General features: G+C 21.8%; 1 protein-coding gene. It reads left to right on the top strand.

The features are described from left to right. Positions 1-248 (top strand): hypothetical protein (locus tag V0R37_RS22915; protein ID WP_420376666.1); only part of this gene is annotated, 248 nt, incomplete at both ends.

The following is a 248-nucleotide window of genomic DNA, read 5'->3' as shown; positions in this document are numbered from 1 at the left end:
AAAAACTTTTAGTGATAGAAACGGAGTTTTTAAAACTGAAAAATCTAGAGATTTTTTAAAAGTATTTGGAATTGAAATGGATAATACAAGTCCTGAATTAAATAGTTTGTTTAATAATACTTTAGCAATACGTCAACAGTTTAAATTAGATTTAATTTTAGAAAATATTAAAATTGTTCATAATACAGGTTTATCTACTGATATTAGTAAAATTGCTGCTTCTCAAAAATTTAAAAAAAATCCATTAG

It is taken from the genome of Pollutimonas rozaliensis (assembly GCF_048751585.1).
Taxonomy (GTDB): Bacteria; Pseudomonadota; Gammaproteobacteria; order Burkholderiales; family Burkholderiaceae_B.
The sequence above is the reverse complement of the archived record's forward strand: the minus strand, read 5'-3'. Positions and strand labels throughout refer to the sequence as shown.